Annotated in this window: 8 protein-coding genes and 1 tRNA gene; 3 read left to right on the plus strand and 6 right to left on the minus strand. The window is 45.3% G+C overall.

Features of this window, described 5'->3' with window-relative positions; translation table 11 throughout:
* The first annotated feature begins 75 nt into the window (after positions 1–75).
* Both HMPREF0663_RS07940 and HMPREF0663_RS07945 read left to right on the plus strand, forming a co-directional pair.
* Positions 76–612: an HDIG domain-containing metalloprotein gene (locus tag HMPREF0663_RS07940; RefSeq protein WP_004369886.1), complete on the plus strand. Its 537-nt coding sequence runs from the start codon at positions 76–78 to the stop codon at positions 610–612.
* A 110-nt stretch (positions 613–722) separates the two neighbouring features.
* Positions 723–3,551 (plus strand): putative LPS assembly protein LptD, encoded by a 2,829-nt coding sequence (locus tag HMPREF0663_RS07945; RefSeq protein ID WP_004369887.1) that lies wholly within the window; start codon positions 723–725, stop codon positions 3,549–3,551.
* A 45-nt stretch (positions 3,552–3,596) separates the two neighbouring features.
* Here the strand turns inward: HMPREF0663_RS07945 and HMPREF0663_RS07950 are convergent, their stop codons facing one another.
* The 5 genes from HMPREF0663_RS07950 to HMPREF0663_RS07965 all read right to left on the minus strand — a co-directional run bounded on the left by HMPREF0663_RS07950 (position 3,597) and on the right by HMPREF0663_RS07965 (position 9,085).
* Positions 3,597–5,849, minus strand: coding sequence for a cation:proton antiporter (locus tag HMPREF0663_RS07950; protein ID WP_004369889.1), 2,253 nt, complete (start codon positions 5,847–5,849; stop codon positions 3,597–3,599).
* A 105-nt stretch (positions 5,850–5,954) separates the two neighbouring features.
* The gene (gene pepT / locus HMPREF0663_RS07955) at positions 5,955–7,178 is read right to left on the minus strand and encodes a peptidase T (RefSeq protein WP_004369892.1); all 1,224 of its coding nucleotides are present in this window, start codon (positions 7,176–7,178) and stop codon (positions 5,955–5,957) included.
* Between the two features lie 38 nt (positions 7,179–7,216).
* Positions 7,217–7,290, minus strand: a tRNA-Arg gene (locus tag HMPREF0663_RS07960).
* Between the two features lie 101 nt (positions 7,291–7,391).
* A complete protein-coding gene (locus HMPREF0663_RS11945) occupies positions 7,392–7,574 on the minus strand; it encodes a hypothetical protein (RefSeq protein ID WP_143150394.1) in 183 nt (60 codons plus the stop codon).
* Positions 7,571–9,085, minus strand: a complete 1,515-nt coding sequence (locus HMPREF0663_RS07965; protein ID WP_004369894.1) for a M1 family aminopeptidase — start codon at positions 9,083–9,085, stop codon at positions 7,571–7,573. Before HMPREF0663_RS07965 ends, HMPREF0663_RS11945 begins: the two co-directional genes overlap by 4 nt.
* A 418-nt stretch (positions 9,086–9,503) precedes the next feature.
* Between HMPREF0663_RS07965 and asnA the strand changes: the two genes are divergently transcribed.
* Positions 9,504–10,541 carry an aspartate--ammonia ligase gene (gene asnA, locus HMPREF0663_RS07970; protein ID WP_004369896.1) on the plus strand — a complete coding sequence of 346 codons (1,038 nt, stop codon included), beginning with the start codon at positions 9,504–9,506 and terminating at the stop codon, positions 10,539–10,541.
* Positions 10,542–10,597: 56 nt separating this feature from the next.
* Here asnA and HMPREF0663_RS07975 read toward each other — a convergent pair whose 3' ends face one another.
* A complete protein-coding gene (locus HMPREF0663_RS07975) occupies positions 10,598–12,391 on the minus strand; it encodes a DNA polymerase III subunit gamma/tau (RefSeq protein WP_004369899.1) in 1,794 nt (597 codons plus the stop codon).
* Positions 12,392–12,522: the final 131 nt, after the last annotated feature.

The raw sequence follows: 12,522 nt of genomic DNA on the forward strand, positions 1-12,522 counted from the left end.
TATGAAGTGCACAGTAACAATGCCATGAATATGCATTGTTTACTGTGCATTTTTTGTTTTTTACCGATAACAAAAATGGATTATCAGGCGATTATCGATAAATATTACGATAAAAATACGCAGTTGCGTAATATTCTTGTTGCCCACAGTAGTGCGGTGTGCAACAAGGCATTGGATATTGTAGATAGACATCCCGAACTGCATGCCGACCGTAGATTTGTGGAAGAGGCGGCTATGCTCCACGATATTGGCATCGTTAGATGTAATGCGCCGAGCATACAATGCTTCGGAACAGTGCCGTATATCTGTCATGGCAGGATTGGTGCAGAGATGCTTCGCAGCGAAAGATACGAACGGCATGCACGGGTATGTGAACGGCATACCGGAGCCGGTATCACCAAAGAGCAGATTGAACAGCAAAATCTACCTCTTCCGCATCAGGATTTTCTGCCCGAAACAATTGAGGAACAGATTATCTGCTATGCCGATAAATTTTTCTCGAAGACACATCTTGACCGTGAAAAGACGATGGAGGAGGCGCTGAAAAGTATATCGAAATTCGGAGAAGACGGTGTAGCCCGTTTCAGAAAATGGGCAGAAATGTTTGAATAACGATTATTTTCAGTGGAAATTCGGTATGGAAGAAAGGGGATTTTACATAAAAGTTAAAATAAAGAAATCGCTCGCTAATTACCTTTTAATTAAGTAATTTTGCACACTATATGAGAAGTAAATCGGTCATATTTTTGCTGTTGTTCGCCATTGTCTTTGTGGTGGCAGATGCAAATGTACCTTTTTTCAAGAAAAAACGTAAGGTACATACCTCTATCAGAAACGACAGCATCGCACCGGATTCTATGGAAAGACCGGCGGTAGATACAATGACGATGGACTCTCTTCAGCTCGCTATTTTCCGACATAACAAGCAGATAGACGACTCCATCCGCTTGGATTCCCTTAACAGACTTAAGGCAAACGGATTGGAGGCACCGGTGGAATATGCGTCGAACGACTCGATGATTTACGATGCCAAGACGAGAACGGCGTATCTTTACGGCGATGCAAGCGTGAAATACGAACAGATGGATTTGAAAAGCGAGAAAATCTATATCAATCTCGACAGTAATATAGTGTACGCAACAGGTGCTATTAAAGACACTGCATCGAGAAAATTGGAAGGTACACCGCAGTTCAAGATGGGGAAGGATAGCTATGAAAGCGACACGATGGCATTTAATTTCAAGACTAAAAAGGGATTGATTAAAAATGTTTATACCGAACAACAGGATGGTTTCTTAAGCAGTCAGTTGTCGAAGCGTAATGCGGATGGCGATATATTCCTGCAACATGGTCGATACACCACTTGCGACAAGAAGCATCCCGATTTTTATATCGCGCTTTCAAGAGCTAAAGTGCGCCCGGGAAAGGATGTTGTGTTCGGGCCTGCCTATTTGGTTGTCGCCGATGTACCGTTGCCCTTGGCTATCCCTTACGGCTTTTTTCCGTTCACAAAGAGCTATTCGAGCGGTTTTATCATGCCTACTTACGGCGATGAACAGGATAGGGGATTTTATTTGCGCGATGGCGGTTACTACTTTGCTATGAGCGACAAATGGGATTTAAAGCTCCTCGGAGAGATTTACACCAAAGGTTCGTGGGGCTTATCTGCCGCATCTAATTACAATAAACGGTACAGGTACAGCGGTAGTTTCTTATTCAGTTATCAAGATACCAAAACGGGTGACAAAGGATTACCCGATTACAGTCGGCAGAAGAGTATCAAGTTACAGTGGAGTCATCGGCAGGATGCCAAGGCTAATCCTTACAGTTCTTTCTCGGCAAGTGTAAATTATGCATCGTCGAGTTATGAACGTAACAACCTTTCGAGTTTGTACAATCCACAGACTATGACGCAGAGTACGCGAACATCCTCGGTAAGTTGGAGCACTACATTTTCCAGTATCGGCATGTCGCTTAGCAGTACAGCCAACTTATCTCAAAATATGCGCGACTCTTCTCTTGCAATGACGCTGCCTGATCTGAATATCAGTATTAGTCGATTCTATCCGTTTAAGCGTAAACATGCTGCGGGGAACGAACGTTGGTATGAAAAGATTTCGGTGAGTTATACCGGACAATTCTCCAATTCTATTAGTACAAAGGAGGATCGTTTCCTGCATTCAAATCTTATAAAAGATTGGCGTAACGGGTTTCAACATCGTATTCCGTTGAGCGGAAACTTCACCTTGTTCAATTATATTAATGTTACTCCGAGCTTCAACTTTACCGATCGCATGTATACGAATAAGATCAAACGTTCGTGGGATGCCGCCCGTCAGGTTGAATTGGCAGATACTACATACGGATTTCATAACATTTATAATTGGGACCTCAGCCTTTCCATGTCGACTAAATTCTATGGATTCTGGACGCCTAACCGTAAGATTTTCGGTGATAAAATACAAGCTATACGCCATGTTATAACTCCGCAAGTAAGTTTCAGTTATGCTCCGGATTTCGGTGCACGGCGCTATGGATATTATGATACATATATGAAAACAGATGCCGATGGCAATGTATCGCTTGTTGAGTATTCTCCTTATCGAAGCGGACTGTATGGTGTTCCGGGGCGCGGGCGTACCGGAAGCGTATCGTTCAGTATCGATAACAATATTGAAATGAAGGTGAGATCGGATAAGGATTCTACCGGATTTAAGAAAATCAGTATTATCGATAATCTCGGTATGGCAATGTCGTATAATATGGCGGCAAAAGAAAAGCCATGGAGCGACCTCAGTATGAACATTCGCCTGAAGTGGTGGAAGAATTATACCTTTAATATGAATGCCGTGTTTGCTACTTATGCTTACGAAGTAGGGGCAGACGGAGTACCGTATGTGGGCAACCGAACCGAATGGAGCTATGGGCGTTTCGGGCGTTTCCTAGGCATGTCGCAGAATATATCGTTCACACTAACGCCGGAAAAACTCAAGAAACTGTTCGGTGGCAGTACTGCCGAAGACGATAGCAATAAGAAACGTAATCGCAAAGACGAAGAAGGGGTTGACACAGATATTGAGAGCAACGTAGACGAGGATATGATAGAAGGTCAACGCGGTGCCAAGAAAAAGAGCGGAGGAGGAAAGGCCGAAACCGATGATGACGGCTACATGAAGTTCTCCATGCCGTGGTCTTTGACAATCGGTTACGGCATTACGATGCGTGAGAATACCGATGTACGCAAATTCAACTACGACAAAATGCGCTATCCTTATAAGTTTACGCAAACGCTTAACGTTAGTGGAAACCTGCGTATTAGTGATGGATGGAACATTAGTTTCTCATCCGGTTACGATTTCGAGAACCATGCAATGAGCATGACCACGGCATCTCTTCAGCGCGACCTGCACTGCTTCAATATGAGCTGTCAGGTTGTACTTGCGCCTTACACAAGCTATAATTTTACTTTCCGATGCAATGCGGCAACATTGACCGATGCTTTGAAATACGATAAACGCAGCGGTTACAGCAATGCTGTGCAGTGGTATTAATGCCGAAATTGCCGAATATGCAGCTTTCCGAGTAAGAATGTCGGCTTAAGAGATACCTAAGGCGGCTAATGATTGCTCTTCTCCTACCACCCAAATGATATCTCCTTTTTCGAATTTTCGTGAAGGTGTAATCATTGTAAGGTTCTCCTGACCTTCTTCCACGCCCACTACCATACAGTTGTATTTATCACGGATGCCGCTCTCGCCAAGTGTCTTACCGATAAAAGGACTATCGCTTTTGATAATCATCTGCCTGAGTTTCATCTCTCTCTTTTCTATTTCCGGATCGTCGGGATAGATGTCATTGCTCAAAGATTTACTGAATGTCGTGAGTTGTTCGTCATTACCGATGGCTTCAATCCTATCGAAAGGGAAGATAACGGTATCTCCATTAGGAATATTAAGTCGCTGTTTTCCTCTGAGAATGCTGCTTATATGTACCCTGAAACGGCTTCTTAGATTGAGTTCCTTTAACGTTTTACCACCCCACGTGCTGTTTTCGGGCACTTCGAATTCGGCTATATGCACGTCTCGATCAAGTAGACGAGTGGCATATAATGGCCGTCGATGTCCCAAAACTGTAGCGGCTATTTCCTTTGAATGGAGATTTTGTATGAATATACGTTCTATCTTGATGCTTCGTTTCTTCAAACTCCTCGATAAAATCATGGGGATGATAGCTCCGATGGCAATACTTGTTATCAGTGCAAGCGACAGATTGCTCAGATAATTTAATATGTAAAAGATAAAACCTATCGCAATAAAAGTGCGTATTACGATGGTAAATACGAGTGTAGGACGGTTCTTCAGGCTCTTTCCCCATAGATATTTAAACTCTTTGCTGTGATTTTTCTTTACGATAATGGCCCTTAGGAAGGGGGCAATGAGGAACAATGTGAGCAGTCCGGTTACGATATTGGCCCATTCACGAGATAGTAAATGCCGTGCAAACGGTAAGAAGAAAGAAAACATCATTACTATCGCGGCAATGGTGAGCACGATATAGATGGCTGTCTGCCGTACCATCGGAACGAGCAGGTTACGCCAGTAATTATTGCTGTTCGTATCGTTTTCCTCGCCCATTGTCTGCCGGTTCAGCAGCTTGATCCATCGTTTTGGCAGTCGTTGTTCTATGAAGTTATAGCAAGGGATGGATGCTTTGATAACGTAAGGGGTAAAGAATGTCGTGATTGCAGAGCTTACAACGATTACGGGATACATAAATTCTCCGATAACGCCCAGCGAGAGTCCCAATGATACGATGATGAAAGGAAACTCACCGATCTGCGCCATAGAAAAGCTACACTGCATGGCTGTTTTCAGCGACTGTCCGCTCAACAGGAAAGCAAACGTACCGAAAATGGCCTGTCCTACGATAATCAGTATCACGATAATCAGTATCGGCAGAGCATATTGTATGAGTACATGCGGATCGACAAGCATACCTACCGATACGAAAAACACTGCCCCGAATAGGTCTTTCAGCGGATCTACCACCTTAATTATCTTACCTCCTTCTACTGTTTCGGCCAAAATGGAACCCATGATAAAAGCGCCGAAAGCACTGCTAAAGCCGACTTTCGACGATAGAATGGCCATAAAGAAGCACAAGGCCAACGAAACAATGAGCAATATTTCATTGGTAAGGAGCTTTCGCATCTTACGGAGAAGCAACGGAATGAGGAATATACCTACGACAAACCATAGCACAATGAAAAATACAATCTTCAAAATGATGGCTAATATCTCGCTTCCTTCCATATCTTTGCCTGTGGCAAGAGCCGAAAGCATTACCATCAGAACAATCGAAATTACGTCTTCGAGCACCAGCACCGTAAGAACGATGTTCGCAAAGCGTTGTTGTTTAAGTTTTAGGTCGGTCAGCGTCTTATATATAATGGTAGTACTGCTGCAAATGGCAAATATGGCTCCGAGGAAAATCGCCTCCATGTGAGACCACCCGAAGCAGGTGGCTGCAGCGTAACCCAGTATGGGCATCGTCAACAGAATAGTGGTTACGGCAATGAAAGGCGACATGCCCAGCTTGGTAATTTTCTTGAATGAAAAGTCGAGGCCCATGGAGAACAGCAGAAATATCACGCCAATGTCGGCCCAAGTCTGTATGTCTTTCTTATCGACAACCGACATAAGGTAGGGCATGTTGGGCGATACGAGGAAACCGGCCACTATATATCCGAGTACAAGAGGCTGCTTGAGCTTCTTGAATATCAATGTAACAGCACCGGCAACTACCAGTATCAGTGCCAAATCTTTAATCAAGTTAGGGAGGTCTGCCATATTGAGAAAGGACCTCTCCCTGCCTTCTCCCAAAGAGATAGAGTAAGCCTATACATAACAAGCCGAGTTCCTTTCTTCAGGAGAGGACGGGAGGAGAAATGCTATTTAGTCTTCGTAATCTGCCGTTATCTCACAAATTTTTATGATAACGTCTACTGCTTTCTCCATTACCTGCACGGAAACGAACTCGTGGGGGCCGTGGAAATTTACGCCGCCTGCAAAGATATTGGGGCACGGAAGTCCGCGGAAGCTCAGTTGTGCGCCATCTGTACCGCCGCGAATAGGTTCTACTTTCGGCGATATGCCGATTTCTTGCATGGCTTGCAGCACAATCTCTATCACGTGCATGTTCGGATCAATCTTCTCTTTCATATTGTAGTATTGATCTTTCAGTTCCACCTTCACCGTTCCTTCGCCATACCTATCGTTCATCTTCTTAGCACATTCCTCGATAAAGTCCTTGCGGTCTTCGAATTTCTCGCGGTCATGATCGCGGATAATATAGCTAAGTTTGGCCTCTTCTGTGCGACTTTCTATGCCGAGCAGGTGGTAAAATCCCTGATAGCCTTCGGTTGTTTCGGGGATATCCGTTTCGGGTATCATCGCATTGAACTCGCATGCGAGGCGATTGGCATTGAGCATTTTGCCCTTGGCATAGCCGGTATGCACGCTTACACCTTTTATATATACTTTCGCACCGGCAGCGTTAAAGTTCTCGTATTCCAAGTCTCCGAGGTCTCCACCGTCCATCGTGTAGGCCCATTGGCACCCGAATTTCTCCACATCGAAGTGGTGTGCGCCTCTTCCTATTTCCTCATCGGGGTTGAAGCCCACGCGTATATCGCCGTGTTTTATCTCGTCATGGTCGCGCAGATAGCACATCGCCTGCACGATTTCGGCTATTCCGGCCTTGTCGTCTGCACCGAGCAGCGTATGTCCGTCGGTCACGATAAGGTCTTCGCCCACGTGTTCTTTCAACTCGGGGAATTTGCTTGTCGACGATACAATACCTTCCGACAGCACGATGTCGTTACCGTCGTAGTTCTTAATGATACGTGCTTTAACGTTTGCACCGCTGCAATCGGGGCTCGTGTCGTAGTGAGAAATGAAGCCGATTGTAGGGATATCTTTCTTTGTATTGGCTTTCAGCGTGGCATAGATATAGCCCATCTCGTCCATTTCTACGTCAGACAAGCCTTCATGTTCCAGTTCCTCTTTCAGGAATTTGGCAAAAATAAGTTGTTTCGGGGTACTTGGTACGCTCTCTGAGTCTTCCGCAGACTGCGTATCGAACTTAGTATAATTAATAAAGCGCTCGGTAATTTCCATAATCGAATCGAACAATTACAGTTAATAGACATGAATAGTGATCCCGTTGGGATTCAAACCCAAGACCTTCAGAACCGGAATCTGACGCTCTATTCAGCTAAGCTACGGGACCATAAAAACCGGATGCAAATGTAATGAAAATAATTGAAAACAACAAATTGCGTGCATTATTTTTGCGCAATAGGCCATCCTTTGCTGTCGTAGAAGTTTCGTTTAATCGCGATAAGCAGTATCTCTACAGAACATAGAAGTGGGGTATAAGTACGATAGGTGCGGTATGTGATACGAGAGATAATTGGGTATGGCGGGCGTGGGCGGAGCAAGCGGATGCCTTGCCCTTTTCGGATGTGTGGAGAATGGGGTAGGAGAATTACCGCCCACCCGTTGGTAAATCATTGTTTCAACCGTTCCATAATCCACCCGCTCCATTGTTTCCCTAAAATCAGGTCGGCTTGTTGTATCAGCTGTTCGTTGTTGCTTACATGCCTGTCTGCCACCGATTGCATGAACAGAAAGAATGTCTTGCTGCCTACTTGCTGCCAAAGATCGTAGAGTATCAGTGCGCCTTTCTGGTAAAAAATGGCATGCGAACCCTCCGCATTACGGTCGAGATTATAAATAGGACACTGCTTGCGGGTTGTTTCTCTATACGAACAGATGTAATCTTTGAGCACTGTGTCGCCGTAATCATGCCCGATCAGACATAGTTTACTGAACTCTGCAAAGCTTTCATTCAGCCAGTCGTTCCAATTATCCGTTGGTGCAGAGTGCCACCAAAAGTGTCCTATCTCGTGTCCGAGTAGGTTATGAAGCCATTCATTGTAAGAGGTAGCATAAGCAGTTATGAAGTTTTTACGGCTGAAAGCCCCGTCGTAGCCGTTCAATATGATAAGTTTCAGCAGCTTGCTATCCGGAGCTGCGCCGAACAGCCGACTGTAATAATCGAATGCTGCGTTGCAGCAATCGGCAACAGAATCTGCATCTGTTTCAGGAAAATCGGTATAGTCGATTTCTATTGTGCGGTCTTTGTTTTCTATAATCTTTCTTTTCAAATGGGGCGAAGCGGCCACAGTGAAGTCGTATCCTGCCCAAGGTTGTTTCATGAACCAAGTGTTTCCATGCCTTGTAACAATGCCCGAACCGGTCAATATATAGCCTTTATCTATCGTAATTCTCAAGTTACCGGTCGTATGTTCGGAGTGTGTGTTCAGCGGATACCATGCCATGTAGTATCCCAACTGTACCCAAGAGGTGTCGCATGCACTCATCCAAGAGTCCAGACTGTCGAGATTGCAGGTATAGGCAAAGGATATTCGCCGGTAAACTCCTCTTTCCGGAGCATATACACGTAGCCTTCCGGCCTGCTCGATCCATGTTGTAGCGCTGTCGGCATCGAACACGTAGCGGGCTCGGGTGTGCCTGTTATAGGTAATATAGTTGATGTTTGAATACTTCCACAGGGCGAAGTCCATAAAACGTTTTCCGTGAAAATCTACGTCAACTGTGGCTTTTACGGAAAGTAGTTTGCGGCTTACGTCGATATCGAGGTCGATTTCGTAGTGCGAAGCCTTAGGCTCATCGTGCCTTATGGCGGCGGGTTTCTGGGGACAATCCTGTGTGATATTATCTTCAACCGAATGCTTACGGATAAGCAGACTATCCATCAGCACGCCCCATCTGTCGTCTGTATGCAGAGAACGGAATGTAGGGTTGATCATCAGACTGGCATACAAACCGGTGTCTTCGTTGCCATATTTTGAAACAAGGGTACCGAGCAGATTTAACGCACAGTCTTTCTTTCCTTTCCACATGGACTTCTGTGCGGCGTAGTAAAGCGAGTCTTCGCTTTGAGCAACGGCACCCGATGAAATTATGCAAAGGAACAAAAGGCTTAATAGTTTCTTCATACGATGAATGTTTAGCTCTGTCGATGCAAAGATACGAAAAATATGTATGCCGTGTTCGTTCTTTCTATAGAAATCGGCCGCTGTTATCGGAAAATCAATGTGGAGAGAGTAAAATAGACAGATGCACTGTTTACTTTTCTTAGATACATTCTCTATGTCGGATAGATGGTTCTCCTGTCTGCCGTAGGCTTGCAGTCTGTGGGTGACAGATGTGCCATGTTATATTGAAAGGTGCGAGGAAGAATGTTGGCATATTGTGTTTTGAGCAGAAACGGAATGTGTCAAAAAGACAATGATAGGGGGCGTTTTACTTTCTTTTTGGAAATAAATATACCCGTTTGTTGCAGTGTTATCTATTAATTGTTTATCTTTGCACGAAAATTGAAACGAAGAAACAAGGTTAGAAGACAATAGAATTATGAGTAATATAATAAGGCCAATCGGCTATCGTGCATTATTGGATATGAGGCAAACGGAGCAGGGCATCAAGCTGATAAAGGATTTCTTTCAGCAAAATCTATCCACTGAACTCCGCTTACGTCGTGTAACTGCGCCGCTTTTCGTATTGCAAGGACTGGGCATCAACGACGATCTGAACGGGGTAGAGCGTGCCGTTACGTTTCCTATCAAGGATTTGAATGACGCCAAGGCAGAGGTGGTACACTCGCTTGCCAAGTGGAAAAGGCTTACTTTAGCGGAATACAACATAGAACCCGGGTATGGTGTATATACCGATATGAATGCCATTCGTGCCGACGAGGAGCTCGATAATCTGCATTCGCTTTATGTGGATCAATGGGATTGGGAGGCTGTTATCACCGAACGGCAACGCAATCTGTCGTTTCTGAAAAGCGTTGTAGAGCGCATATATGCCGCAATCTTGCGCACCGAATACCTTGTTTGTGAGACTTATCCGCAAATCGAGCCGTTCTTACCCGAAGAGATACGCTTCATACATAGTGAGGATTTGTTGCAAATGTATCCCGACAAGTCGCCGAAGGAGCGCGAAGATGCAATCTGTAAACGTTATGGTGCCGTGTTTATAATAGGCATCGGCGGCCGGTTGAGCGATGGAAAAAAGCACGATGGGCGTGCACCCGATTACGACGACTGGTCTACCGTGGGCGAGAATGGCAAGGAAGGACTCAACGGAGATATACTGATTTGGTATCCCGTATTGGGCAGATCGTTCGAATTGTCGTCTATGGGAATAAGGGTAGACGGGGAGAGTATGCGCCGTCAGTTGAAGATAGAAGGCAAAGAAGACCGCAAAGAACTGTACTTCCATAGGCAGCTTTTGGCCGGCAAACTGCCGTTGAGCATCGGTGGAGGTATCGGTCAGAGCCGTCTTTGCATGGTGCTGCTTCACAAAGGTCATATAGGCGAGATACAAGCAAGTATCTGGCCCGACGATATGAGGGCCGAGTGTTTGAAAGAAGGCATGCCGCTTATTTAAGATAAGAGCTGCCGGCCGCAGCGCCGTATGTTATAAAAAGGACTGCGGTCGATGGCTTATGAAAGTTCCAAGCCTAATATGTTGCGCAGCTTTTCGATGGCCGGATTGTTCTTGCGCAGTTCGTCGAAAAGCTCTCTTTTGGTCAACACCTTGCCTACTTCTTCGGGTTTGGCAAGGCGAAAGTTTATTTGTAGATTGCCGTTATGCAGGTCTCGTGCCAAGGTGGCATGTATTCTATGCTTGATAGCCGTAATCTGATCGAGCAGTATCTTATTGTCGATTACGATTTCCACCTGCGGGAAATTGATGATTTTAGGCCGCATATTTTTCATTCTTGCGGCCATTCCGGTGAACTCTTGCGGCATTCTGTTGCACATCATACGCCACTGTAGGTCTAATTCATCTTGTGAAAACGGGGCGTTTTCGTCTTTGTTGACGACTTCTAATTCCGCTTCTTCCTCCTTTTTCTTGGCTCCATTGTTGCGTAAATCGGCAAAAGTCATGCCGAGATTGCCCAGTTTAAGTCTGGTTTTCGGTGCATTTACCGTTGTTGCGGGTGCACTTTCGGGGTGCTGCATCTGCGGTGAAGGCGCGGTGGTGTCTGCCTTATGCTGCGTTGCCTTCGTAATACGTTGCATAGGTTTGGCGTTCTCGGCTACCTGCATGGCCGGTTTAGGTTGAACGGACGACACGATATTCTTGAACAGGGATTTCAATCTTGTAGGGCAACGCCCCGCACCGGCGGCATCGTCTTCAGATTGTGTGAGCTGTGCCACCTGTATCAGTGTGAGTTCTACAAGCAGTCTTTTGTTGCTGCTTTGGCGGTAATTGATGTCACATTGGTTAAGTATTTTAAGGGCATTGTATAGAAATGCGGTGGGTGCTTTTACCGCCTGTTCCCTGAATTTGTCGCGTTGTTGCCTGCTAACCTCAAGCAATGGCAGCGTTTGTTCGTCTTTTGCCATGAGTACATTGCGGATGTGAGCGGCCAATCCGTTAATGAGATGCCCCCCGTCGAAACCTTTCGAGATGATTGAATTGAGCAATACCATGATTTCCGCTACCTTGTTTTGCAGCGATAAGTCCACGATATTGAAGTAATTCTCGGCATCCAGCACGTTCAAGTCTTCGATCACCTTTTTATAAGTAATATTTCCTTGGCAGAAACTTGCCGCCTGATCGAAGATCGAAAGAGCGTCGCGCATGCCTCCGTCGGCCTTTTCGGCGATGATGGAAAGTGCTTGGTCTTCATACGTAATGCCCTCCTTGTCGGCCACCATCTTAAGATGATCTACGATACCCTGCACGCTCATGCGCTCGAAGTCGTATATCTGGCAGCGCGAGATGATGGTAGGAAGTATCTTATGCTTTTCGGTTGTGGCAAGAATGAATATGACATGTGCGGGCGGTTCCTCAAGTGTTTTAAGGAAAGCATTAAAGGCTGAGGTAGATAGCATGTGCACCTCGTCGATGATAAACACCTTGTATTTGCCCACTTGAGGCGGTATGCGCGTTTGTTCCATCAATGCTTTAATGTTCTCAACCGAGTTGTTACTCGCCGCATCAAGTTCGAATATGTTGTACGATCTTTGCTCATTAAAAGCCTTACAGCTTTCGCATTCGTTGCATGCCTCGCCTGTTTCGGTGGGGTTTTGGCAGTTGATAGCCTTGGCAAAGATACGTGCACAGGTGGTTTTACCTACGCCTCGCGGGCCGCAGAACAAGTACGCATGTGCCAACTTTCCACTCTTTACGGCGTTTTTAAGTGTCGTTGTAAGGGCCGATTGCCCCACTACAGAGTCGAAAGTCATAGGTCTGTACTTACGTGCAGATACAATATAATCTTCCATTTCGATTTTTCTAAATCAGGGTTATGTTTGTTGCAAAGGTAATAAAAAGAAACTGCAGAAGCGGTAGTTTCATGTATATTTTAATTTAATTATGAATTGTAGCTTGTATATTTCGGATTAAATTGCTTACT

Source organism: Hoylesella oralis ATCC 33269 (genome assembly GCF_000185145.2).
In the GTDB taxonomy this organism is placed as follows: Bacteria; Bacteroidota; Bacteroidia; order Bacteroidales; family Bacteroidaceae; genus Prevotella; species Prevotella phocaeensis.

Bases quoted from the DNA above. Each gene is read 5' to 3' on its own strand.
- HMPREF0663_RS07965 (WP_004369894.1), bottom strand. From the start codon at position 9,085: ATGAAGAAACTATTAAGCCTTTTGTTCCTTTGCATAATTTCATCGGGT.
- asnA (WP_004369896.1), top strand. From the start codon at position 9,504: ATGAGTAATATAATAAGGCCAATCGGCTATCGTGCATTATTGGATATG.
- pepT (WP_004369892.1), bottom strand. From the start codon at position 7,178: ATGGAAATTACCGAGCGCTTTATTAATTATACTAAGTTCGATACGCAG.
- HMPREF0663_RS07945 (WP_004369887.1), top strand. From the start codon at position 723: ATGAGAAGTAAATCGGTCATATTTTTGCTGTTGTTCGCCATTGTCTTT.
- HMPREF0663_RS07940 (WP_004369886.1), top strand. From the start codon at position 76: ATGGATTATCAGGCGATTATCGATAAATATTACGATAAAAATACGCAG.
- HMPREF0663_RS07975 (WP_004369899.1), bottom strand. From the start codon at position 12,391: ATGGAAGATTATATTGTATCTGCACGTAAGTACAGACCTATGACTTTC.
- HMPREF0663_RS11945 (WP_143150394.1), bottom strand. From the start codon at position 7,574: ATGATTTACCAACGGGTGGGCGGTAATTCTCCTACCCCATTCTCCACA.
- HMPREF0663_RS07950 (WP_004369889.1), bottom strand. From the start codon at position 5,849: ATGGCAGACCTCCCTAACTTGATTAAAGATTTGGCACTGATACTGGTA.